Annotated in this window: 20 protein-coding genes; 10 read left to right on the forward strand and 10 right to left on the reverse strand. The window is 72.9% G+C overall.

The features are described from left to right. The first annotated feature begins 86 nt into the window (after nt 1-86). From KUA19_RS36745 to KUA19_RS36770, 6 genes are all read left to right on the forward strand, one after another. Entirely contained in the window at nt 87-1,142 is a 1,056-nt protein-coding gene (locus tag KUA19_RS36745) for a PhoH family protein (protein ID WP_217403655.1), read from the forward strand. Nucleotides 1,143-1,157: 15 nt separating this feature from the next. Next, nucleotides 1,158-1,721, forward strand: coding sequence for an rRNA maturation RNase YbeY (gene ybeY, locus KUA19_RS36750; protein WP_217403657.1), 564 nt, complete (start codon nt 1,158-1,160; stop codon nt 1,719-1,721). Further along, complete coding sequence (locus KUA19_RS36755) at nt 1,718-3,037, forward strand: hemolysin family protein (RefSeq protein WP_217403659.1); 1,320 nt, start codon at nt 1,718-1,720, stop codon at nt 3,035-3,037. Before ybeY ends, KUA19_RS36755 begins: the two co-directional genes overlap by 4 nt. Beyond that, nucleotides 3,030-3,386 carry a cytidine deaminase-like protein gene (locus tag KUA19_RS36760; protein ID WP_217403661.1) on the forward strand — a complete coding sequence of 119 codons (357 nt, stop codon included), beginning with the start codon at nt 3,030-3,032 and terminating at the stop codon, nt 3,384-3,386. Before KUA19_RS36755 ends, KUA19_RS36760 begins: the two co-directional genes overlap by 8 nt. Nucleotides 3,387-3,482: 96 nt before the next feature. Continuing rightward, the gene (locus KUA19_RS36765; RefSeq protein ID WP_217403663.1) at nt 3,483-4,064 is read left to right on the forward strand and encodes a hypothetical protein; all 582 of its coding nucleotides are present in this window, start codon (nt 3,483-3,485) and stop codon (nt 4,062-4,064) included. After that, nucleotides 4,061-5,725: a M48 family metalloprotease gene (locus KUA19_RS36770; protein ID WP_217403665.1), complete on the forward strand. Its 1,665-nt coding sequence runs from the start codon at nt 4,061-4,063 to the stop codon at nt 5,723-5,725. The genes KUA19_RS36765 and KUA19_RS36770 overlap by 4 nt, the downstream gene beginning before the upstream one ends. Nucleotides 5,726-5,751: 26 nt before the next feature. Here KUA19_RS36770 and KUA19_RS36775 read toward each other — a convergent pair whose 3' ends face one another. From KUA19_RS36775 to KUA19_RS36795, 5 genes are all read right to left on the reverse strand, one after another. Beyond that, a complete protein-coding gene (locus KUA19_RS36775; protein WP_217403667.1) occupies nt 5,752-8,610 on the reverse strand; it encodes an AfsR/SARP family transcriptional regulator in 2,859 nt (952 codons plus the stop codon). A 235-nt stretch (nt 8,611-8,845) separates the two neighbouring features. Beyond that, entirely contained in the window at nt 8,846-10,447 is a 1,602-nt protein-coding gene (locus KUA19_RS36780; RefSeq protein WP_217403669.1) for a glycosyltransferase family protein, read from the reverse strand. A 74-nt stretch (nt 10,448-10,521) separates the two neighbouring features. Next, nucleotides 10,522-11,328, reverse strand: coding sequence for a sugar phosphate isomerase/epimerase family protein (locus tag KUA19_RS36785; RefSeq protein WP_217403671.1), 807 nt, complete (start codon nt 11,326-11,328; stop codon nt 10,522-10,524). Beyond that, nucleotides 11,325-12,458, reverse strand: coding sequence for a dihydrodipicolinate synthase family protein (locus KUA19_RS36790; protein WP_372451987.1), 1,134 nt, complete (start codon nt 12,456-12,458; stop codon nt 11,325-11,327). The genes KUA19_RS36785 and KUA19_RS36790 overlap by 4 nt, the downstream gene beginning before the upstream one ends. Continuing rightward, on the reverse strand, nt 12,455-13,600 hold the full coding sequence (locus tag KUA19_RS36795; protein WP_217403673.1) for a Gfo/Idh/MocA family protein: 1,146 nt from the start codon (nt 13,598-13,600) through the stop codon (nt 12,455-12,457). The genes KUA19_RS36790 and KUA19_RS36795 overlap by 4 nt, the downstream gene beginning before the upstream one ends. A gap of 76 nt (nt 13,601-13,676) precedes the next feature. On the opposite strand from KUA19_RS36795, the gene KUA19_RS36800 reads away from it, so the two are divergent. Together KUA19_RS36800 and KUA19_RS36805 are read left to right on the forward strand one after the other, a co-directional pair. Further along, the gene (locus KUA19_RS36800) at nt 13,677-14,696 is read left to right on the forward strand and encodes a LacI family DNA-binding transcriptional regulator (protein WP_217403675.1); all 1,020 of its coding nucleotides are present in this window, start codon (nt 13,677-13,679) and stop codon (nt 14,694-14,696) included. A 95-nt stretch (nt 14,697-14,791) separates the two neighbouring features. After that, nucleotides 14,792-15,508 carry a hypothetical protein gene (locus KUA19_RS36805; RefSeq protein ID WP_217403677.1) on the forward strand — a complete coding sequence of 239 codons (717 nt, stop codon included), beginning with the start codon at nt 14,792-14,794 and terminating at the stop codon, nt 15,506-15,508. Between the two features lie 572 nt (nt 15,509-16,080). Here KUA19_RS36805 and KUA19_RS36810 read toward each other — a convergent pair. The 5 genes from KUA19_RS36810 to KUA19_RS36830 form a co-directional block, all read right to left on the reverse strand. Next, nucleotides 16,081-17,025 carry a threonine/serine dehydratase gene (locus KUA19_RS36810; protein ID WP_217403680.1) on the reverse strand — a complete coding sequence of 315 codons (945 nt, stop codon included), beginning with the start codon at nt 17,023-17,025 and terminating at the stop codon, nt 16,081-16,083. 85 nt (nt 17,026-17,110) lie between these two features. Continuing rightward, nucleotides 17,111-18,406, reverse strand: coding sequence for a delta-60 repeat domain-containing protein (locus KUA19_RS36815; RefSeq protein ID WP_217403682.1), 1,296 nt, complete (start codon nt 18,404-18,406; stop codon nt 17,111-17,113). Between the two features lie 167 nt (nt 18,407-18,573). Continuing rightward, nucleotides 18,574-18,960, reverse strand: coding sequence for a hypothetical protein (locus tag KUA19_RS36820; RefSeq protein ID WP_217403684.1), 387 nt, complete (start codon nt 18,958-18,960; stop codon nt 18,574-18,576). Further along, on the reverse strand, nt 18,957-19,145 hold the full coding sequence (locus KUA19_RS36825; protein WP_217403686.1) for a hypothetical protein: 189 nt from the start codon (nt 19,143-19,145) through the stop codon (nt 18,957-18,959). Before KUA19_RS36825 ends, KUA19_RS36820 begins: the two co-directional genes overlap by 4 nt. A gap of 23 nt (nt 19,146-19,168) precedes the next feature. Continuing rightward, nucleotides 19,169-20,002 carry a phosphoribosylaminoimidazolesuccinocarboxamide synthase gene (locus KUA19_RS36830; protein WP_217403687.1) on the reverse strand — a complete coding sequence of 278 codons (834 nt, stop codon included), beginning with the start codon at nt 20,000-20,002 and terminating at the stop codon, nt 19,169-19,171. 90 nt (nt 20,003-20,092) lie between these two features. On the opposite strand from KUA19_RS36830, the gene KUA19_RS36835 reads away from it, so the two are divergent. Both KUA19_RS36835 and era read left to right on the forward strand, forming a co-directional pair. After that, nucleotides 20,093-21,262 (forward strand): helix-turn-helix domain-containing protein, encoded by a 1,170-nt coding sequence (locus KUA19_RS36835; protein ID WP_217403689.1) that lies wholly within the window; start codon nt 20,093-20,095, stop codon nt 21,260-21,262. A 481-nt stretch (nt 21,263-21,743) separates the two neighbouring features. Next, nucleotides 21,744-22,634: a GTPase Era gene (gene era / locus KUA19_RS36840; protein WP_217403691.1), complete on the forward strand. Its 891-nt coding sequence runs from the start codon at nt 21,744-21,746 to the stop codon at nt 22,632-22,634. Nucleotides 22,635-22,646: the final 12 nt, after the last annotated feature.

The raw sequence follows: 22,646 nt of genomic DNA on the forward strand, positions 1-22,646 counted from the left end.
GTGGCGACTACGATGGGAGCAGCGGCGGCGGAAAGAGCCGCTGATGAGCGCAGAGAGCGGGTGGCTGGAGGCCTTTCGGCCGTCTTATGAGCATCGCTTCCACTCCCAACGCGGTTCCGCACGCGGTGCAAACCAAGATCACCGTGCCTGACCCGAGTGACATGGTCCAGTTGCTGGGCACCGGCGACCGCGTGCTCCGGCTCATCGAGAAGGCCCTTGCCAGCGACATCCACGTGCGGGGCAACGAAATCACCATCACCGGCCCCGCCGCCGAGAACGCGCTCGCCGAGCGCGTCTTCGGTGAGCTGCTGGAACTTATCGAGAAGGGCGAGACGCTGACCGAGGACGCCGTCCGACGCACCGTCGGCATGCTGACCGATGAGGGCAACACCGAACGGCCCGCTGAGGTCCTTACTCTCAACATCCTCTCCCGGCGCGGGCGCACCATCCGCCCCAAGACCCTGGGCCAGAAGAAGTACGTGGACGCCATCGACGCGCACACGATCGTCTTCGGCATCGGGCCCGCCGGCACCGGTAAGACCTACCTGGCCATGGCCAAGGCCGTGCAGGCCCTGCAGGCCAAGCAGGTCACCCGGATCATCCTGACCCGGCCGGCGGTCGAGGCGGGCGAGCGGCTGGGCTTCCTGCCCGGCACGCTCAACGAGAAGATCGACCCGTACCTGCGTCCGCTCTACGACGCGCTGCACGACATGATGGACCCCGAGGCGATCCCGCGGCTGATGACGCAGGGCACGATCGAGGTGGCTCCGCTGGCGTACATGCGCGGTCGGACCCTCAACGACGCCTTCATCATCCTGGACGAGGCCCAGAACACCACGCCCGAGCAGATGAAGATGTTCCTCACCCGCCTCGGCTTCAACTCCAAGGTGGTGGTCACCGGCGACGTGACCCAGGTCGACCTGCCGGGTGACCAGCGCAGCGGCCTGCGGGTGGTGCAGGAGATCCTCGACGGCCTCGAGGACGTGCACTTCTCCCGGCTGTCGAGCTCGGACGTGGTGCGCCACCGCCTGGTCGGCGAGATCGTTGACGCCTACGCCAAGTGGGACGAGAGCCAGCAGCGTGAGACGCTGCCTGCGAACGTGCATCCCGTGCCGCGCCGCGGTGCGGGGCGCCGCCGCTGAACCGAGGGATGGAACGTGTCTATCGAGATCGCCAACGAGTCCGGGTATGACGTCGACGCCGACAACATCGTTGCCGTGGCCCGGCACGCGTTGGCCCAGATGGGTGTGAACCCGCTGGCGGAGCTGTCGGTGCTGCTGGTCGACTCGGACTACATGGCCGAGCTGAACCACCGCTGGATGGGCAAGGAAGGCCCGACCGACGTGCTCGCGTTCCCGATGGACGAGGACACGATCGACCACGGCCCGTCGGAGGCCTCCGGCGGGCAGCCCGCGCTGCTCGGCGACCTCGTGCTCTGCCCCGAGGTCGCCGCGGCGCAGGCCGCGCGCTACGGCAGCGCCGACCCGCGGATGCGCCTGGGCGAGGACGCCGCAGCCGCCGAGGCCGCCCCGGCCGGAGGCCCGGCGGGGCTGCACGGCGACTACAGCACCGCCGACGAGCTGAGCATGCTCACCATCCACGGCGTGCTGCACCTGCTCGGCTACGACCACGCCGAGCCGGAGGAGGAGCGCGAGATGTTCGCACTTCAGGGCAAGCTGCTGGACAGCTGGCGGGCCCGTAGCGGGGCGAGCAGCAAGTGACCAGCCAGTTGGGCGGCCTGCCCGACGTGCCCCTGCTGTGGTCGGCGGCGGGCTTGGTCGTGCTGGCCGGACTGTTCGCGATGACGGAATCGGCGCTGGCCGTGGTGTCCCCGGCCCGCGCCGCCGAACTGGCCCGGGAGGGCATGCGTGGCGCGGCCGCGCTGCAGGCGGTGGCGGCCGACGCGGTACGCCACATCAACCTGCTCCTGCTGCTGCGCCTGCTGTCGGAGCTGACCGCCACCACGCTGGTGGCCCTGGTCGCCGTCGACACGTTCGGGCCCGGCTGGACCGCCGCGCTGGTGACCGCCGGGGCGATGACGCTGATCAGCTTCGTCGTCGTCGGGGTCACCCCGCGCACCATCGGGCGGCAGCACCCATACGAGGTGGGCCGGTTCGCCGCGCCCGTGCTGCGCTGGCTGACCAGGGTGCTCGGCCCGCTGGCCAGCCTGCTGATCGTGATCGGCAACGCGGTCACCCCGGGCAAGGGCTTCCGCGAGGGCCCGTTCGCCACCACCCAGGTCGAGCTGCGTGAGCTGGTCGACCTGGCCGAGCAGCGGGGTGTGGTGGAGCACGGCGAGCGCGAGATGATCCACTCGGTGTTCGCGCTCGGCGACACCATCACCCGCGAGGTGATGGTGCCCCGCACCGAGATGGTGTGGGTCGAGTCGACCAAGTCGGTGGAGCAGTCGCTGGCGCTGGCGCTGCGCTCGGGCTTCTCCCGGGTGCCGGTGATCGGCGAGTCGGTCGACGACGTGCTCGGTGTGGTGTACCTCAAGGACCTGGCCCGGCATGCCCAGGAGGGCAAGGCCGAGGAGCCGGTCGAGCAGCTGATGCGGGTCGCCTCGTTCGTGCCCGAGTTCAAGCCGGTCGACGACCTGCTGTCGGAGATGCAGGCCGCGCGCACCCACCTCGCCATCGTCATCGACGAGTACGGCGGCACCGCCGGACTGATCACGATCGAGGACATCCTCGAGGAGATCGTCGGCGAGATCACCGACGAGTACGACGTGGAGCGCCCGCCGGTGGAGCGCCTGCCCGACGGCGCGGTCCGGGTCACCGGCCGCCTGCCGATCGAGGACCTGGGCGAGCTGTTCGACGTGGAGCTGCCCGCCGACGAGGTGGAGACCGTGGCCGGGCTGCTGGCCCAGGCCCTGGGCCGGGTGCCGATCCCGGGTGCCCGCGCCTCGGTGGGCGGGTTGACGCTCGTGGCCGAGGGCACCACGGGGCGGCGCAACCACATCGATACCGTACTGGTGACGCGGGAGGAAACCGCGGACGAAGCCGTACCCCACGAAAGGCACCTGGCCGATGTCTGAGCAGTCCGCCACCGCCGAGTTGTCGGCCGAGGACCGCAAGCTGCTGACCATGGCGCGCTCGGCACGGGCCCGCATCAACGCGATCGAGGGCGCGGCCGTACGCGACGGCGACGGGCGCACCTACACCGGCGTGAGCGTGCGGCTGCCGTCGCTGTCGATCTCGGCCCTGCACCTGGCTGTCGCTTCCGCCGTGGCCGCGGGCGCGACCGCGCTGGAAGCGGCCCTGGTGGTCACCGAGGCGTCCAAGGTGGACCCGGGTGACCTGGCCGCCGTCCGCGACGTGACCGCCGGCATCCCCGTCTACCTGGCCACCCCCGACGGCACCGTCGCCGCGGTGGGCACGGCCTGATCGCGAGAGTCCGGCGCCCCGGGCCGCACCGACTGTCGTTCTTGTTGTCATCTTTCCGATAGCTGGGCGTTTGTCAGCCGGATTCATACTCGAGGCGTGACCCAGACCGCAGCACACGACGGAGGCGGGCTCACCGCAGCCGACCGGCAGCTCATCGCCGACCTTGCCCGCGGCGTGGTCGCGGACGTGGCACCCGATGAGGTGGCCCTGTTCGAACAGCGCAGCAGGGCGTTCTTCCGCGGCAGGACGGCCGCCGGGCGGGATCCGCTCGCGTTCGGCGGCGCCGAGGTGCTGGTCCTGGTGACCTCGGTGGCGCTGGTGGCGGCGAAGACCGCGGTGGAGCTGCTGCTGTCGCGCGTCGCCGACGCGGCCGAGCGCAAGACCGAGACCGTGATCGAGCGGCTCGTCGACCGTCTGCGGCGGCGGCCACGGACCCCGTCGCCGGTCGCCGTCGCGCGCTGGCGGCCGGAGGACCTCCGTGACGTACGCGGCGCGGTGCTCGCCGCGCTGGCGTCCTCGCCGGATCGGGAACTGATCGCGGACGCGCTCGTCGGCCGGCTGGCGCTGCAGACCACCGGCGCGGCCGACCCCGGTCCGGCCCGCCCGGACCAAGGCGCCGACGCCCCGGCGGCCGAGGTCGACGCCGCCCAGGTGGGCGAGCAGAGCACGCCTCGGTGAAGCGGTCCGGCGGCGGGCGCGGGACGCGGGTCGGGCTGTCCAGCACCACGCTGTGGTTCCTGGTCCTCATGGCCGCGCTGTCCACGGCGGCCATGGCCGCGGGCGACGTCTGGCAGACGCCCGAGCAGGGACTCGAGGCGCTCACGCAATCCACCTGCCCCCAGTCGATAGCGGCCGCCATCTTCGACGAGAGATACAACCCGCTGCCCGAGCTGTATCCCACCGCCCCGATGAGCTTCCACGGCACCGACCGGTTCACCGCCGCGGACTGGGCCGAGTATGACCACAGGGTCCGGACGCAGTGCCCCGCGTCGCAGGCGTGGCCGCCCGGCGCGCAGAGCGCCATCGCGTTGGCGGTCCTGTTCGGCGGCGCGTCCGTCGTCTACTGGCTGCTGCCGACGTGGCGGATCCGCCGCCGTGGGCTGGTCCGCCTGGACCGGGCCGGACAGCCTGCCGAGCTGGTCCAGACCGTCGAGCAGCTCGCCGAGGCGGCCGGTGTCGCGGTGCGGTATCTGGTCAACCCGCTCGACGAGCGGGTCGGCGGGGTCGCCTTCGGTCATGCGGGTCGGCGCTACATCGAGCTGAAGAGCGGCCTGCTGCTGCTCCACCGGCGGGATCGGCCCGCGTTCGTCGCGGTCGTGGAGCATGAGCTCGGGCACGTGCGCCACCGCGACCTGGATGTCTCCTATCTGGCGGTCGGGCTGTGGCGCGCCGCCGGGGCGATGCTGGCGATCGCGGCGGTCTGGTACCGGGAGAACCTCGGCGACGCCGACGAGCCGCTTCCGCCGACCGTCCGCTACCTGATCCTCATGCTGCTGGCGGCGTACCTGGCCCGCAACGGAGTGCTGCGCACCCGCGAGTACCACGCCGACGACTACGCCGCCCGCACCCCCGAGGGTGCGGCGGCCATCGTCCGGCTGCTCGGCGGCGGCACCGCGCGGCAGTGGCCGACCTGGCTCGCCGCCGTGCACCCGTCCGGCCGGGACCGGGCCGCCGTCGTGGCCGGACGGCTGGGGCCGCCCGAGTTCGGTCGGGCCGGTGCCGCGGCCTTCGGCCTGCTCGCGGCCCTGGCCGTCCCCATGCTGGTCGACCGGGGCAGCTGGATCCTGCAGTACTGGGGGTTCCAGCAGCACGTGGTCACCTGGGGGGAGCTGACGCTCCGTCCGGCGTACGCCCCCCTCGCCTTGCTCGTGCTGGCGCCGATCGGCGCCGGGCTGGCCGTCGCGGCGTGGCGCGCCGTCGCGCACGGCCCGCTGGGCCCCGCCCTGCGGGGGCTCGGCTGGCTCGCCGTCAGCTTCGGCGCCGGGCTGCTGGTCGGGGATCAGCTCGCGCCGCGGCCGTCCCTGCTGGCGCCGCGCGACCTGGCCGCGAGCCTGGGCCTGCCCGGGAACACGATCGAGCTTCCGCTCGTGGGCGCCGGGATCGTCGTCGCGCTGGCCGTGGCGGCGCTGTCCTGGCGGTCAGCGCTCAACGGGTCGGACTCGGCGGTGCCGGCCTGGGCGTTCGCCGGGTACGGAGCGGTGTCGGTGGTCGCCGGGATGGCGTACGGGCTGGGCCTCGATCCGGTACTCAGGCGGGTGTGGTGGCTGGCGGCCGGCTGCCTTGCCGCGTTCGTCCTGCTCGGCCTGGTGCGCGCGGCCAGGAGGCGGCTCGTGGACTGAACCGCGACGGGTGTCGCGAAGACCGTTCACTCCGTCGGCGTGATCGGCAGACCGGCCTGGTCCAGGACGATCGTCAGCCAGACCGGGACCGGGTCGCCGGAGTCGTCGTCGGTGATCGGCGGGCGCCCGAGCAGTCCGGCGGCCAGGTTGCGGGCCGGGATCTGCCGCAGTGCCTCGCACACCGCCAGGCAGGCGGCGGCGTCGTCGCGACTGCGCCGGGAGTCGCCCAACCGGCGGTACGCCACGGAGCGGAACAGCAGCGCGATCCATTCGTTGTAGCGGTCGCCGTACTGGCGGCACAGGTCCAGGCCGGTGTCGGCGGCACGCACCACGTCGAGGTAGCGCCCCTGCGCCAGCAGCACCCCCGACAGCTGCACCTCGGTCACCCCGGCGCTGAGCAGGTCCTGCTCGGCGTACTTGATCTCCAGGGCTTCGGTGAGATAGCCCTGGGCCTCGGCGTACTCGCGCTGGGTCATGAAGTGGTAGGCCGCGTTGGCCAGCGTGTGCGCGGTGCTCTTGCGGTCGCCGACGCTGCGGCGCAGCGCGATCGCCTGCCGGTGGCAGGTGGCCGACCGGTCCGGCTCGCCCAGCTCCGTATACGTCGAAGCCAGGTAGGACAGCACTGCCGCCTGGGTGCTGGGACGGTCGGCGGCGCGGCTCAGCTCCAGCGCCCGGTCGAGGATGGTGACCGCCTCGGCCAACCGGCCCTGGCGCTGCGCGATGGCGCCCAGGTTCATCATCGCGATCGCCTCGGCGGTCGGGTCGCCCAACCGTTGGGCGACCCGGGCGGACAGCTCGCACAGGTGGTTCCAGTCGGCGAGGTGCCCCGCGCCGGCCAGGAACATGGTCATCGCGGCCTGCAGCCGCAGGGCGAACCGGCACAGCGGGTCAGGCCCGTCCGCCACCTGCTCGGCGAAAGCGACCAGGTTGGGCCGCTCCGTCTCGAACCAGGTCCGGGCGGCGGCCACGTCGGGCAGCGGCACCAGCCCGGCGTAGCGCGGATCTGCCAGTTCCTCGGCCCCGACCAGGATCTGGCCGGGGCGCAGCAGTTGGGTGCCGCGGCGGACCGTGCCGAGGTAGCAGGTGGCGGTGCGGACCAGCGCGGTCTCGCCTTCGGCGCCGCTGTGCGTGGCGGCGTGCTCCATCGCGAACAGGCGCATCAGGTCGTGCAGACGGTAGCGGTCCCCGCCCCGCTCGATCAGCCGCGCCGAGACCAGCCGGTCCAGGGTCTGTTCGGCGGCCCGTATCGGCACGTCCCACAGCGCGGCCGCCGTGGCGGCGTCGAAGCTGTACACCCGCAGCAGGCCCAGCAGCCCGAACGCGGCCGCGGCGGCGGGGTCCAGCGCCTGGTAGCCCGCGCCGAAGCTGGTCCGCACCGCGAGGTCGTCGACCTCCAGCAGGTCGAGCCGGGACCGCTCGTCGGCCAACCGCGCCGCGAGCGCGGCCAGGCTGAGATCCGGGTCGGCCAGCAGCCGGGCGCCGGTGACCCGGATCGCCAGCGGCAGGTGGTCGCAGTAGCGCAGCACCTCGCGCGCGGCGGCGGCGTCGACCGCGACCCGGTCCTCGGCGTACTGGCCGAGCAGGCGGGTGGCCTCCTCGGGCGGCATGCCGCCGATCTCGATCCGCCGGGCGTCCAGAGTCACCAGCGGGCGGCGGCTGGTCACGATCACGGCGCAGTCGCCGCTGCCCGGCAGCAGCGGGCGGACCTGGGCGGCGTCGCGCGCGTTGTCCAGCACCAGCAGCACCCGGCGTCCCGCCAGCAGCGAACGCAGCAGCGCCGACGCCTCGTCGGCCCCGTCGGGCACCCGCTGGGCGCCGACCCCGAGCCCGCGCAGGAACCGGGCCAGCACCTCCAGCGGCGTCAGCGGCTCCGCCGACGGGTCGAAGCCGCGCAGGTCGATGTAGAGCTGACCGTCGGGGAAGCTGTCGCGGACCCGGTGCGCCCAGTGCGCGGCCAGCGCGGTCTTGCCCGCCCCCGCCGGGCCGGTGATCACGGTGACCCCGGGGGTGCCAGTCCGGCCCAGCGCGGCCAACTCCCGCTCCCGGCCGGTGAAACTGGGCACGTCGAAGGGCAGCTGCGCCGGGGCCACCAGACCCGCCGGTGCCTGTCGGACCTGCGGCGCGGCCGGGGCCGGCGAGTCCAGTCCGGGGTCACCGGTGAGGATGGAGCGCTCCAGTTCCAGGAAGCGCGCCCCGGGGTCGAGTCCCTGCTCCTCGGCGAGCAGAGCCCGCATCCGCCGCGCCACCTGGGTCGCGTCGGCTCGGCGCCCGGCCCGGTACAGGGCGAGCATCAGCTGGCAGACCAGGTGCTCGCGCAGCGGGTGGGCCTCGACCAGCCGGGTGAGCACGGGGATGAGCATGTCGTGGCGGCCGAGGGCGAGTTCGGCGTCGGCCCGTAGCTCCTGCGCGGCGAGCTGCTGCTCGTGCAGGTGCTGGCGGGCGCCCGTGGCGTACGCGGCGGTGACCCCGGCCAGCGCCTCGCCGCGCCACAGCGCCAGCGCGCGGTCGGCCCGCCGTACCGTCTCGGGCAGGTCGCCGCGTCGCTGTGCCTGGCGAGCGGCCGACAGCTCGGCGCCGAACATCCCGGCGTCGGTCTCGTGTGGGGGCGCGACCAGCGTGTAGCCGCCGGGGCGGGTGGCGATCACCTCGGACAGGCCGTGTCGGCGCAGCGCACCGCGCAGGTGCGACACCGCGACGTGGATCTGCGAGGCGGCCGTCGGCGGCTCCGCCCCGCCCCACAACGCCTCGATCAGCTGGTCGCGGGTGACCACGTGCTCGGCGTGCAGCACCAGGAAGCCCAGGATCGCGCGGTGCCTGGGCTGGGGCAGCGGCACGGCGACGCCGTCGGCGGACAGCTCCACCGGACCGAGCACTCGGTATCGCACGCAGCCTCCCTGGGCAGCCCGACCGGATTCAATCGATCATGCTAGGAGCGGTCGTGATCTTCGGCAAGCCGACGGCAAGTGATCGAATAAGAAGCTGCCTACAGACTCTCCACAGCGATCACGGCACACTGCGCAGCCGACGGAGAGAGACATAGTCGGGGGCCATCGGCGGGTGCGGCGGCCATCGCGACGGTGATGGGGCGTCCGCGGGTGCGGGCGCCCCTCGGCGATCAGGTCAGGGCCGCGGCGACACCCGCAGCACCGGCTCGACGTCGCCGGTGAGCGCGGTCACCTCGTAGCCCGCGAGCGCCTCGGACCAGGCGGCGACGTCCGCCGCGTTGAGGTGCGACCGGATCAGCAGCACCCGGCCACCGGTCGCCTCCGCGCGCCGCACCGCCTCCGCGAGCGTGTCCCGGATGCCGTTCGCCCCGGTGGGGGCGAGCAGGAGGTTCGGCGCGTCGGGGAACTCCACGCTCCAGCCCACGGTGTTGGGTCGCGGGGTGAGCACGACCGGCAGGTCCTGCCAGTAGAAGGCCAACCCGTAGCGCGCGACCTGGTTCACCACGATGACGTCGCGTTGGTCGTGGTTGGCCCGCACATACCGCACCGCGGACCGCACGTCCTCCCGTGCCATCCCGGTCTTGAGGGAGATGCCCGGAGCATCGCCGTCGAACCGCAGCCAGGGCGCGATGTGCACGGTGTAGGCACCGACCAGCAGGACGGGAAGGGCGGCCGCGACGACGAGGGCGGACCGGTTGCCGGGGCGGGCGGCGGCGACCGTCGCCGCGCCCAGGCCCGCGGCGCCGATCCCGGCCATCGCGAGCAGCACCACGTAGAGGAAGTGGGAGGTGCGCAACTCCATCAGCGGATAGACCTTGGCGACCCCGAGCACCACCTCGACCACCGGCATGAGCAGCACCGCCACGGCGGTCGCGGGCCGCCCGCGCCAGAACAGGGTGGCGACACCCGTCGCGGCCAGCGCGAACAGCAGCCAGACCGGGGCGCCCAGCGCGGGCTGCAAGGCCCCCAACTGCCGGACCAGATAACGCGGCAGCTCCGACAGGCTGGGCATGTTGTCGGCCCAGTACCGCTGCATCACGTCGCTGTCGGCTCGCCGGGCCACGCCGAAGTAGATCGCCCCGATCACCGCGGCGGCGAGGCTCCCGGCCACCACGATCTCGGCGAGGCGGCGCCATTGCCGACGGTGGACTGCCACCGCCGCCAGGCCCGCGAACAGGCACGGCACGACCATCGCCGTGACGTGGCTGAGCAGCATCGCGATCGGGACCGCACCTGTCAGGAGGCCGAGCCGGCGTCGGCTCCAGCCACGCTCCAGCCACGCCGCCCCGGCGAGGACGAGCAGGGCGACCAGCGCGTCCGCCGTGTACTGCTTCAGATCGTGACGGATCTGCTGCGCGGGTAGCAGGAGCACCGCCGCGCCGGCGGTCAGCCCGGCGAGGACGCCGAACCCGCGCGTCGGCCACCGCATCGACCGGGCCAGCAGGTACGCGACCAGCGGCGAACACAGCTGGAACGCCATCGGCAACAGGCGCAGGTGGTCGTCGTCCGGGATCAGCCGCAGCAGCAGTGTCCAGCCCAGCGGGCTGGACGAGGTCGTCACGAGGACATCCCCCACCGGAAACCGCCGGGACAACGCCACCCAGGACTCATCGAGCCAGTACGGCGAGGTGAGGTAGTTGGTGACGTCATGCACGGCGACGAACAACGCGACGAGCCCGGCCAGGGCCAGCGCGTCAGGAAGCAGCGAACGCCGGCCGACCCGGCTGACCGGCCCGGCGACAGGTGCCGTGGGCTCCGCGAGGTGTGTCGTGCGCAACGGAATCACTCCGAGGGTGGGGGCCTCCGAGGGTACGGCACAGGGCGCCCCCGGAGGGGGCGCCCTGTGGACCGTCATACCGCGATGTGCTCGTGGTGGCGTTCGACCATGGTGCGTACGGTCTGGGCCGGGTCGGTGTCCCAGACGGACTGGTTGAAGATCTCGACCTCGACGTGGCCGGTGTACCCGGCCGCCAGCACCGCGGCGGTGATCGGCGCGAACTCGATGTGCCCGTCGCCCACGTGCCCCCGGCCCAGCAGCATGTCGGCGGGCAGCGGCACCACCCAGTCGCAGACCTGGTACGCCGAGATCCGTCCCGCCGCCCGTGCGATCTGCGCGAACAGCTGCGGGTCCCACCAGACGTGGTAGGTGTCCACCACCACGCCGACCTCGTCGGGCGCGAACGGTTCGGCCAGGTCGAGCGCCTGCCCGAGGGTGGAGACCACGGCTCGGTCGGCGCAGAACATCGGGTGCAGTGGCTCGATCGCCAGCCGCACCCCGCGCTCTCGGGCGTACGGCACCAGCAGCGCCAACGCGCGGGCCACGTTCGCCCGCGCCCCGGGCAGGTCCTTGGACCCCTCGGCCAGCCCCCCGACGACCAGCACCAGCTCGCCGGTGCCCAGCTCGGCAGCCTCCTCGATGGCGCGCCGGTTGTCCTCGAGCGACTCCGGCGAGCCGGAGGTGACGAAGCCGCCCCGGCACAGGCTGGTCACCGTCAGGCCGTACCCGTCGAGCAGTTTGCGGGCGGCGACCGCACCGCCCGCCGCCTCGACCACGTCCCGCCACGGGCCGATGCCGTCGATGCCGTTGTCGGCGCACAGCCGCGCCGCCTCGGCCAGGGTGGCCCGCTTGATCGTGGCGGTGTTCAGCGACAGCTTCACGCCGGACCGTCCAGGGCCGAACCGTCGAGGTAGGCGGCGAACCGGGCCGCGGCCAGGTCCGGGTCGGCCAGCACGCCCGCCTGCCCGGCCAGCGCGTACAGCTCGGTCAGGTGCTCGCGGGAGCGCGCCGTCTCCTGCCCGCCGACCATCCGGAACCGCTCCTGGTGCCCGTTGAGCCAGGCCAGGAAGACGATGCCGGTCTTGTAGTGGTAGGTCGGCGTGCCGAAGATGTGCCGGGCCAGCGGCACGGTCGGGTCCAGGATCGCCCGGAACCCGACAGTGTCCCCGGCGTCCAACCTTGCCAGCGCCTTGGCCGCGGGCACCGCGAGCGCGTCGAAGATGCCCAGCAGCGCGTCGGAGTGGCCCTGCTCGTCGCCCGCGATGAGCTGCGGGTAGTTGAAGTCGTCGCCGGTGTAGAGGCGCACCCCGGCGGGCAGCGCGCGGCGGATGGCGATCTCACGGTCGGCGTCCAGCAGCGACACCTTGATGCCGTCGATCTTCGAGGCGTTGGCGTGGATCAGCTCCAGCACGCTCACCGTGGCGGCGTCCAGGTCGGGCGAGCCCCAGTAGCCCGCCAGCGCCGGGTCGAACATGTCGCCCAGCCAGTGCAGGATCACCGGTCGGTCGGCCTGGGCCAGCAGCTTGCCGTAGACGGCGTGGTAGTCGGCCGGACCCTGGGCGGCCGCGGCCAGGGCCCGCGACGCCATCAGGATGACCCTCGCGCCGGCTTCCTGCACGACCTCCAGCTGCTCGGCGTAGGCCGCCTCGATCTCAGCCAGGCTGTGCGTGCCCGGCGTGAGCTGGTCGGTGCCCGCGCCGCAGGCCAGCAGCCCGCCGACCGCGCGCGCCTGCGCGCCGCTGCGCCGGATCAGCTCCCGCGTCGCCGCCCAGTCCAGGCCCATGCCGCGCTGGGCGGTGTCCATCGCGTCGGCGATGCCCAGGCCCAGCGACCACAGGTGGTGCCGGAACGCCATGGTCGCGTCCCAGTCCACCACGGCGGGTCGACCCGGCCCGTTGTCGGCGTCAGGGTCGGCCACCACGTGCGCGGCCGCGTAGAAGATCCGCGAACGCACGGCGCCGCCGGGTTCGCCGTCGCGGGCCTCGCCGTGCTCACCACTCGCTGCGCTCACAGGTCACCGACCATTACCTTGCGACCCTCGCGGGCAGACTGCAGGCCCAGTTCGGCCAGCTGCACGCCGCGGGCGCCCGCGTACAGGTCGTGGTGGTACGGCGCGTCGGCGACCACGTGGGCGAGGAACTCCTCCCACTGGCGCTTGAAGCCGTTGTCGTACACGTCGTTCTCGGGCAGCGTGCTCCACTGGTCCCGGAAGTCGTGGCTGACCGGCAGGTCGGGGTTCCACACCGGCTTGGGGGTGGTGGCCCGGTGCTGCACGCGGCAGTCGCGCAGCCCCGCCACGGCGCTGCCCTCGGTGCCGTCGACGTGGAAGGTGACCAGCTCGGTGCGGTCCACCCGGGTGGTCCACGAGCTGTTGACCGAGGCGACGATCCCGCCCTCCAGCTCCAGCACGGCGTACGCGGCGTCGTCGGCCGTGGCCGGGTAGGCGTTGCCCTGCTCGTCCCAGCGGGTCGGGATGTGCGTGGCGGCCTGGGCGTAGACCGAGCGCACCGGGGCGATCACGTGGTCGAGCACGTAGCGCCAGTGCGGGAACATGTCCAGGATGATGCCGCCGCCGTCCTGCGCCCGGTAGTTCCAGCTGGGGCGCTGCGCGGCCTGCCAGTCGCCCTCGAACACCCAGTAGCCGAACTCGACGCGCACCGACAGGATGCGGCCGAAGAAGCCGGACTCGACCAGGCGGCGCAGTTTGAGCAGGCCCGGCAGGTACAGCTTGTCGGCGACCACGCCGTGCTTGATCCCGGCGGCCCTGGCCTCGTCGGCCAGCGCGACGGCCTCGGCCAGCGACTCGGCCGTCGGCTTCTCGGTGTAGATGTGCTTACCGGCGGCGATCGCCTGGCGCAGCGCGGTGACCCGGGCGGTGGTCACCTGCGCGTCGAAGTAGATCTCGTTGGTGTCGTCGGCCAGCGCCTCGGCCAGGTCGGTGGTGTAGCGGGTGAGTCCGTGCGTGGCGGCCAGCTGCTCCAGCTTGGCGGCGTTGCGGCCGACGAGCACCGGCTCGGGCCACACCACGGTGCCGTCGGGCAGGGTCAGGCCGCCCTGCTCGCGGATGGCCAGGATGGACCGCACCAGGTGCTGGCGGTAACCCATCCGTCCGGTGACACCGTTCATGACGATGCCGACTGATCTGCGGTCCATGCTGCGCTCCTCGGCGGAGAGATCGGGGGAGGAGGGTGGAAAGCGCTTTCCGCCCGCGAGGCGGTACCCTACGCGCATGCCCAGAACCTCGTCAACCAGACCGCCCGGCAGCGCCGCCACGCTGCAGCAGGTCGCGACCGCCGCGGGCGTGTCGCTGGCCACCGCCTCCCGGGTCCTGCACGGCAGCGGCGGTCGCCGGGTCGCCGAGGAGCTGGCCGAGCGGGTCACCGCCGCCGCCGCCGAGCTGCGCTACGTCGCCCACGCCCCCGCGCAGTCGCTGGCGCGCTCGCGCAGCACGGTCGTCGGCGTGCTGGTGCACGACATCGCCGACCCGTACTTCGCCGCCATCGCGGCCGGGGCGATGCAGGTCGCCCGCGAGCACGACCTGATGGTGCTGGTCGCCAACACGTTCCGCGATCCCGCGCTGGAGCGCGACTACCTGGCCCGGCTGCGCGCGCAGCGGGCACGGGCGGTGCTGCTGGCCGGTTCGGCGTTCGCGGGCGAGCCGTTCGCCGAGGAGCTGGCCGGATTCGCCGCCGCGGGTGGCCGGGTGGCCGCGATCGGCGCCCGGGGCGAGGGCATCGACACCGTCGAGCCCGACCACGCCGGGGGCGGCCGCCTGGTGGCCGAGCACCTGACCGCGCTCGGTCACCGCGAGATCGGTGTGGTCACCGGTCCGGCGGGGCTGGCCACGGTGGCCCAGCGGCTGTCCGGGTTCACCGAGGTCGTGGCGAGCCCGCACGTGGTGGGGGCCGACTTCACCCGCGAGGGTGGGCGGGCGGCCGCGCACGAGCTGCTGCGGGCGTACCCCCGGATCACCGCGCTCTTCGCCCTCAACGACCTGATGGCCGCCGGAGTGCTGGCCGCGCTGCGCGAGGCCGGCCGGTCGGTGCCCGGCGAGGTGTCGGTGGTCGGCTTCGACGACCTGCCGGTCGCGACCGACCTGACCCCGGGCCTGACCACGGTACGGCTCGACCTGGCCGGGATCGGCGCGCAGGCGATGCGGTTGATGCTCGACGACGAGCCCGGCGGCCGGACCTGTCCCGCCCCGGCTGAGCTGGTCATCCGGGCGAGTACAGGTCCCGTGCGGTCCTGACCCGCGGCGGCGCGTCGCCTTGGACCCGTTCTGACGTGCGCGAATAGTGACTCTGGGTAGTCAGTCGAATGCGCTGACGTCATCGGAGGTACTGCATGCGACGTCTCCACAGCTCGCTCGCCAGGCCGACGCCTCGGCTCGTCGCCGCCGCAGGGGCGGCGACGCTGACCCTGGTCCTGTCGGTCCTGGCCACCGTCGGTCTCGGCGAGCGGCCCACCGGGAGCTGGGCCAACCCAGCCCTGCGGGCGGCCGAGACGGTTCAGATCAACTCGGGCAACGTGCCGACCACGGCCATCGCCTTCAAACCCGAAGGTCACGACTGCGACCCGAACTTCGGGGGCGGCCCCCTGCCCGGGATGGACATCTGGGTCTTCAACCTGCCCGGCAACCATGCCACCTCGGGCGACTTCACCAAGCTCACGCTGACCTACAGCGTCCCGAACGACGGCACCGCCGTGGTCACCATCCCCGACGACGGCGGCGCCATCGTGCTGAGCGGCACCAGCAAGGCGTGGATCGCCATCCCGGCCGGGTGGACGTTGACCGCGGCGTCGGCCGACATCACCGGTGACGCGGACTTCTTCGTCCTCACCCACACCTGTCCGGCGGCCGGGACCACACCCTCGCCATCGGCCTCGCCGTCGGTGCGGCCCTCGGTGTCGGCGTCGCCCTTCGGTGGCCCTTCGTCCACGCCGTCGGCTTCAGCGTCAGCCTCGCCGTCACCGTACGGAGGAAAGTACAAGCCGCGTCCGCTGGCCGAATCGGTGCGCCCGTCGGCGTTCTGGCTGTGGATGTACCGGGTGCTGTTCTGACCCTGCCCCAGCCCCTGCCCCTGCCCCAGCCCTTCGCCCCGAAGCATCGGCCGGGCAGTTAAGAAGGGCCCCTTCTATATCGGAAAGCGATAAGAAGGGGCCATTCCTTCGCTTGGGCGCTTTGGCGCGGTGTGGCGGGGCGGGGTGGTGGTGGCGCGGAGCTGGTGATAGCACTGTGGGTGGTTGGCGGCGGCAACCAGCACGTGCAGCTGCCCGGGTCGAGCGGCGGGATCGACCCGGGCACGGCATGGGCGTGGACGTCCGCCGGGTGAAAGCTCACCGAAGGCAGCGCCGACGTCGCCGGTGACGGCCTGCCGTTCCAGCTGGTCGTGGCCTGCGCCGCGATCGCCGCCTCACCCTCGGCTTCGCCGATCGGCGGCGAGCCTTCGCCCTCGGTCTCGCCCTCGGTCTCGGCGTCGGCGTACGGCGGCGGGTACCGGCCGCGGCGCGGGTGCTGCCGGAGCACGCCTCCGCGTTCTGGCTCTGGGTGCACCGCGTCCTGTTCTGAGGATGATCGCGGATTGTGGACGCTGGGTGCTGCCAGGGCAGCACCCAGCGTCCACAATTTCAGATCATCCTCCCGCCGTGATCGTGGCGGGGTCGGTGTTGGCGCCGCACAACACCACCACGACGCGTTCGCCCGGCTCGGGGACGTAGCCGCCCGACTCCAGCGCCGCCGGTGCGGCCGCGGCGCCGTGCTCGACCGCCAGTCGGCAGTCCTGCCAGAGCCGGGCCCGGGTGGCGACGATCGACTCGTCGGTGACCAGCACGCTGCGCACCCGGTGCGCGACCGCGATCTCGTATGCGATCGAGCCGATGCGGCGGGCGCCCAGCGAGTCGGCGGCGACCCCGGAGACCGCGACGTCGACCGGCCCGCCCGCGGCCAGGGCGTCGTGCAGCGTCGGAATCGTCTCCGGCTCGACCGCGACCACGCCGGCCCGGCCGTCGAGACCGGCCGTGATCCCGGCGGCCAGGCCGCCTCCGCCGACCGACACGACGACCGTGTCGAAACCGTCGAGCTGGTCGAGCAGCTCCAGCGCGAGCGTGCCCTGACCAGCGACGACATCCTCCTGGTCGTACGCGTGGCAGAACAGCGCGCCGGTCTGCTCGGCGCGGACCACGGCCTGGGCGTAGGCCTCGGCGTACTCCTGGCCCACCGGGGCGACCTTGGCCCCGAGCTGGTGCAGCTTCGCGACCTTGGCGGCCGGCGCGGTCCGCGGCACGAAGATCTCGGCGGTGAAGCCGAGTCGCCGCGCGGCGTAGGCGACCGCGATGCCCGCGTTGCCGCCGGACGCGGCGATCACCCCGGCACCCGGCCCGATGGTGCCCAGCTCGACCGCCCGCAGGATCCGGTTGAACGCCCCACGGGCCTTGAACGAGCCGGTGTGCTGGGTGAACTCCAGTTTGAACACCGTGTCGGCGCCCCACCGGCCGTCGGGTACCGCCAGCACCGGTGTGGTGCGTACGTACGGCGCGATGCGTCTGGCGGCGGTGACCACGTCGTCGAGGTTGAGCATGCTGCACCGTCCTGGCCACTCGATCCGGTTCGAGACAGGTTGACCAGCCTACTGCCGTGACCTCAGCCCGCCGCGTACGGCAACCTCAGCCCGCCGCGTACGGGAAGAGTCCGATCCGGGCGTGGTACTCGCCGCCGAGCTCGTCGGTGTCCGAGCCGACCAGTAGCCCGCGCGCCGACACCGCGAACGCGCGCACGCCCGCGCCCCGGCTTCGGGTCGGGTTCCACGGCAGCGCCAGCCCGGTGACCGGGTCGAGCGCGGCGATCCCGGGCCGGTCCACCGCGCCGGGCCCCCTGGTCTTCTGCCCGTACGTGTTGTCCTGCCAGAGCTGGTGGCCGCCGACGTAGACGGCCGGGCCGGTGACGGCGACCGCGTACAGCGAGTGGCCGCCGGTGTGGTTGACCCAGGTCGGGGCGTGCTCACCGGAGCCGGTCGCCTCGAACCGGGCCGCGGCGGTGCACGGCAGGTCGGGTCCGGAGTCGTGGCCGGTGGTCACCACCACGAACCAGCTGCCGTCGGGGGAGTAGTCGACGCCCCGGACGTAGCTGTCGAACCGGGAGTCGCAGCGGATGCCGTAGAACGGGGCGGTCCAGTCGGTCACCACCGCCTCGGGGCCGGTCACGTCGAGCATGACCACCTGTGACCGGGGCAGGCCGCGGGCGGAGTTGAAGTTGCCGATGGCGACCAGCCGGGTGCCGTCAGGGGACAGGGCCATCGCCTCGGTCCGGGGTGCGGTGCGGACCGGGTCGGCAAGTTCGGCGTCGAAGCCGGGGTCGACGGTGTCGGTGTCCAGGTCGAGGCGGGCCAGTCCGGCGCGGTGCGCGCCGCCGATCCAGTCGTACCAGCCACCGACGTAGAGGTCCGATCCGGACACCGCGAGGGTTCGCACGTCCCCGTCGACGCCGGAGCGCAGGCGGGAGGAGACCTCGCCGGTGGCCGGGTCGAGGCGGGCCAGCGAGCGGCGCCGCTGCCCGTTGACCTCGGTGAAGTTGCCGCCCACGAGCAGACTGCCGTCGGGGCCCTCAGCCAGGGCGAACACCGGGCCGTCCAGCTCCACCCGCAGATCGGTGACCTCGCCGTCGGACAGCCGGAACGCCATCAGGTTGCGGCGCGGCAGCATGGCCCGGCTGTGCGCCTGGGTGGTGCCGCCGAAGTCGCCGCCGACGTAGACGGTGTCGCCGACGACCGCCATGGCCCACACCGTGCCGTCGGTGATGTGCGGGGTCCAGTTGACCGGGTCGTCGGTGACTGTGTCGGGCATCGCGGGGGCCAGGCGGGCCCGGGGTGCGGTCGGTGCTTCTGCTGCTGCCGGTACGGCCTGCGCTGCTCCCGCGGGCAGCAGCAGGGACAGCACGGTAGAAAAGGTGAGAAAAGTGCGCATGAGCTCATGTTGCCCAGAACATGAACTTCCCGCATGAAAACCGGCGAATAACCGCGAACGGCTTTCGCGGCTCACCGTCCCCAAGACCACCCAGTTGCCCGGCAGTCGTGCGTATCTTGGGCGGTCATCCGCCCGATTGCCCGGCAACGTTGATGATCAGCGACCCGTCAGACCTGGCGGATCAGGTCGGGGCGCAGGAGTTTGCCCGCGAGGGCGGGTTCGGCGGTCAGGAGCGGGGTGTGGGTGACCGCCGCCAGCAGGCACGCGTGTGCCATGCCCAGCGTGCCCAGGAACCGGGCCAACCCGCCCACCGCCTGGGCGTCCCCGGCGGGCAGTGGTGCCACGGTCACCTGGCGCAGGGTGCGGAACACGTCCAGCAGCGGCTCGTCGGCGGCGTCGACGGCCCAGTACGCCTCGCTCAGGCACAGCGCGGGGACCAGCACCTGGTAGCCCGCGTCGTCGAGCGCGACGAGCTGCGCGGCGAACGCGACGTCGTCACCGGCCAGGTAGCGCCGGATCGCGCTGGCGTCGACGATGCGCGCGACCGGTCTCACTCGGCGACCGCGCCGTACGCGGCCAGCAGCGGCGTGTAGTGCGCCCGCTGTTCGGCGACCCAGGCCGGGTCGGCGTGCAGCGCCCGCTCCTCCTCGAACTCCGCCCGCACCTCAGCCAGCACACCGGCCGGGATCTCGGGCAGCCCGAGCCGCCGCCGAACCTCCACATAGCTCTGCTCGCCCATGTGTCCGAGGCTAGCGCGGCGTGTCAGCTCCAGACGAGGCCGGTGATCCGCTCGTACGCCTCGACGTAGCGGGCGCGGGTGGCGGCCACGACGTCCTCGGGCAGCTCCGGACCGGGCTCCTTCTTGTCCCAGCCCAGGTCGATCGCCCAGTCGCGCAGGTACTGCTTGTCGAAGCTCGGCTGCACCCGGCCCGGGGTGTAGCCGTCGGCGGGCCAGAACCGCGCCGAGTCCGGCGTCAGCACCTCGTCGCCCAGGGTCAGCACGCCGTCGGCGTCCCAGCCCAGCTCGATCTTGGTGTCGGCGAGGATGATGCCGCGCTCGGCGGCGAGGTCGCGGCCGCGCTGGTATACGGCCAGGGTGATGTCGCGGATCCGGGCCGCGTCCTCGGCCCCGATCTTGGCCTCGACCTCGGCGTACGTCATGTGCTCGTCGTGCTCGCCGGGCGTGGCCTTGGTCGTCGGCGTGAAGATGGCCGGGTCGATCCGGGACGCCTCGGTCAGCCCCGGCGGCAGGGCCACGCCGGAGACCTCGCCGGTGACCTGGTAGCTCTTGAGGCCCGAGCCGGTCAGGTAGCCGCGGGCGATGCACTCCACCGGCACCATGCGCAGCCTCTTGCAGCGGATCGCGCGCCCGGCGAACTCGGCGGGCACGTCGGTCGCCGAGATCACGTGGTGCGGGACGAGGTCGGCGAGCTGCTCGAACCACCACAGCGAGAGCTGGGTGAGGATCGCGCCCTTGTCCGGGATCGGAGTCGGCAGGACCACGTCGAAGATCGACATCCGGTCCGAGGCGACGAGGATGATGTCGTCTCCGTCGGCGTACACGTCTCGGACCTTGCCCGAGTGCAGCAGCTCCACGGTGGTCACCGTACCGGACCGGATTTTTCGGCCAGGCGGCGGAGCCGGGGCCCGTTGCGATTATCGCGAGGCGTCGCTAGTTTCATGTCCATGGATGAAGGCGTGATCGACCGGGTCCGTACGGTGATCACCCGGGTGTCGCCCAGCCAGGCCGCTTTCAGCGAACTGGTCGGCATCAGCCCGGACAAGCTGTCCAAGTCGCTGACCGCGGTGCGCCGCTTCACCTCGCTGGAGCTGGCGCTCATCGCCGACGCGGGGGACGTGAGCGTGGACTGGCTGCTCACCGGACGTTCCCGCGAACCCGTGGCCGCCGCCTCGGCCGAGCCGCCGCCCGGCGACGCGGTGCGTGCCCTGCTCGACCGCTACGCCTTCGCCTACGAGACGCTGCGCCGCCTCGGCCGCCGCGAGCGCCCGCCCCTGCTCGCCCCGCCCCCGGCGCTCACCGCACACCCGCCGCTGCCGCCCGGCCTGCAGGGCCGTGAGCTGGCCGCGCCCGCGGTCGCCGCACTCCGCGCCACCGGCGCGAGCCGGATAGGAGGTCTGGACACCGGCGAACTCGCCGACGCCGTCGAGCGGGCGTACGCCGTGGACGTGGCCTTCGGGCCGCTGCCCGGTGGGGCCGACGCGGTGGCCTGGCACGCCGGGCCGGGGCGGCTGCTGCTGTGCGGCAGCACCAGCCAGTGGTCGCGGCAGCGGTTCGCCCTCGCGCATGCCCTCGGCCACCTGCTCGCCGGGGACGCCGACGAGCCGCTGGTCGACCACCGGGTCGCGCCGGGGCGACAGCACGCGGCGGTGGAGGCGCGGGCAGACGCGTTCGCCTCGGCCTTTCTGATGCCGTACGACGAGATCCAGGCCCACCTCGACGGCGGCCTGGTGACCGACGAGTCGTTCGCCGCCCTGGTCTCGGGTCTGCGCGTCTCGCCCGGGGCGATGGCCGCGCGGCTGCGCGCGCTGGGACTGCTCGACGCGGCGGCCGCCGACGACTTCGGCCGCTGGACCGCCGTCCGCTGCCACGCCACCCCCGCCGGCCGGGCCGCGCTGGTGTCGCGCCTGGCCGCCGCCCGCACCGGGCGCCTGCCCGCCCGCCTGGTCGCCGACCTGTTCGCCGCGTACGCCGATGGCGCCGCCACCCTGGTGCCGCTGGCGGGCCTGCTCGGCATCGAGGTCGACGAACTGTTCGCGGCACTGGTCGCCGAGCCCGACGGCGGCCCGCCGCCCGGTCGCCACGCCTGCGGCGAGGAGCCCGTCTTCCTCCCGTAGGGGGCACGAGGGTGCTGTGACACGCGCGCACGCTCACGCGGCCTTAATCGGTGTCATCCTCCGCTGCGCTGCGGATGACACCGAGCGGCCGCTACCGCGTGCGCTGTGACATGCGCGCACGCTCACGCGGCCTTAATCGGTGGCATCCTCCGCTGCGCTGCGGATGACACCGAGCGGCCGCTACCGCGTGCGCTGTGACATGCGCGCACGCTCACGCGGCCTTAATCGGTGGCATCCTCCGCTGCGCTGCGGATGACACCGAGCGGCCGCTACCGCGTGCGCTGTGACATGCGCGCACGCTCACGCGGCCTTAATCGGTGGCATCCTCCGCTGCGCTGCGGATGACACCGAGCGGCCGCTACCGCGTGCGCTGTGACATGCGCGCACGCTCACGCGGCCTTAATCGGTGGCATCCTCCGCTGCGCTGCGGATGACACCGAGCGGCCGCTACCGCGTGCGCTGGGCACGGTAGCGTACGTGCGTGGCGGAAAATTCATACCGTGCCGGTTTTGCCTGCTTCGTCGGACGACCGAACGCCGGCAAGTCGACACTCACCAATGCGATCGTGGGCCAGAAGATCGCGATCACCTCGAACAAGCCCCAGACCACCCGGCACGTCATCCGCGCGGTGCTGCACCGTCCGGAGGCGCAGCTGGTCCTGGTGGACACCCCCGGGCTGCACCGCCCGCGCACCCTGCTCGGCGAGCGCCTCAACGACCTGGTCCGCGCGACCTGGAGCGAGGTCGACGTGATCGGCCTGTGCATCCCGGCCAACGAGCCGGTCGGCAAGGGCGACACCTTCATCGCCAGCGAGATCGCCGGGCTCAAGGCCACCGTCGTCGCGGTGGTCACCAAGACCGACCTGGTCACCAAGGACGCGCTGGCCGAGCAGCTGCTCGCGGTCGACGCGCTCGGCGCGTTCGCCGCCGTGGTCCCGGTCAGCGCCGTCGACGGCGACAACCTCGACCGCCTGGTCGACGTCATGATCGGGTACCTGCCCCAGTCGCCGCAGCTGTACCCGGACAGCATGCTCACCGACGAGCCCGAGCACGTGCTCATCGCCGAGATGATCCGCGAAGCGGCGCTGGAGGGCGTACGCGACGAGCTGCCGCACTCCATCGCCGTCCTGGTCGAGGAGATCATCCCGGGCGAGAACAACCTGACCAAGGTGTACGCCCACGTCTACGTCGAGCGGCAGAGCCAGAAGGCCATCATGATCGGCGCCAAGGGCTCCCGGCTCAAGGAGGTCGGCATGAAGGCCCGCGCCGACATCGAGGAGCTGCTCGGCACCCGGGTCTACCTTGACCTGCACGTACGTGTGGCCAAGGACTGGCAGCGCGACCCGCGCCAGCTGCGCCGCCTCGGCTTCTGAGCGCAGCGCGGG

Source organism: Catellatospora tritici (assembly GCF_019083965.1).
In the GTDB taxonomy this organism is placed as follows: domain Bacteria; phylum Actinomycetota; class Actinomycetes; order Mycobacteriales; family Micromonosporaceae; genus Catellatospora; species Catellatospora tritici.

What these genes read in the sequence shown, in the direction of transcription:
- KUA19_RS36800 (WP_217403675.1), top strand. Translation starts at nt 13,677, where the DNA reads ATGCCCAGAACCTCGTCAACCAGACCGCCCGGCAGCGCCGCCACGCTG.
- KUA19_RS36810 (WP_217403680.1), bottom strand. Translation starts at nt 17,025, where the DNA reads ATGCTCAACCTCGACGACGTGGTCACCGCCGCCAGACGCATCGCGCCG.
- KUA19_RS36745 (WP_217403655.1), top strand. Translation starts at nt 87, where the DNA reads ATGAGCATCGCTTCCACTCCCAACGCGGTTCCGCACGCGGTGCAAACC.
- KUA19_RS36760 (WP_217403661.1), top strand. Translation starts at nt 3,030, where the DNA reads ATGTCTGAGCAGTCCGCCACCGCCGAGTTGTCGGCCGAGGACCGCAAG.
- KUA19_RS36835 (WP_217403689.1), top strand. Translation starts at nt 20,093, where the DNA reads ATGGATGAAGGCGTGATCGACCGGGTCCGTACGGTGATCACCCGGGTG.
- KUA19_RS36795 (WP_217403673.1), bottom strand. Translation starts at nt 13,600, where the DNA reads ATGGACCGCAGATCAGTCGGCATCGTCATGAACGGTGTCACCGGACGG.
- KUA19_RS36805 (WP_217403677.1), top strand. Translation starts at nt 14,792, where the DNA reads ATGCGACGTCTCCACAGCTCGCTCGCCAGGCCGACGCCTCGGCTCGTC.
- KUA19_RS36815 (WP_217403682.1), bottom strand. Translation starts at nt 18,406, where the DNA reads ATGCGCACTTTTCTCACCTTTTCTACCGTGCTGTCCCTGCTGCTGCCC.
- KUA19_RS36825 (WP_217403686.1), bottom strand. Translation starts at nt 19,145, where the DNA reads ATGGGCGAGCAGAGCTATGTGGAGGTTCGGCGGCGGCTCGGGCTGCCC.